The organism is Carboxydocella sp. ULO1 (genome assembly GCF_002049255.1).
Lineage (GTDB): Bacteria > Bacillota.
The window spans coordinates 1-221 of sequence record NZ_BDLQ01000139.1; the positions used below are offsets into that span (position 1 = coordinate 1).

General features: G+C 58.8%; 1 rRNA gene. It reads left to right on the plus strand.

Features of this window, described 5'->3' with window-relative positions:
* Positions 1-221: ribosomal RNA gene (locus ULO1_RS14035) — 23S ribosomal RNA — on the plus strand; the annotation flags it as partial.

A 221-nucleotide genomic window follows, 5' to 3' on the forward strand; every position in this document is an offset into this window, starting at 1 on the left:
GAGCCGGTGAATGGAAGGACCGGTCCAAGCCCGTAGGGAGTGAGGCAGGCAAATCCGCCTCACGGAAATCCTGAGAGGTGAAGGGGAGCCCGTAAGGGCGAAGCTTCTGACGCCAAACTGCCGAGAAAAGCCTCTAAGGAGGGGGTATGGTGCCCGTACCGGAAACCGACACAGGTAGGTGAGGAGAGAATCCTAAGGCGAGCGAGAGAACCCTCGTTAAG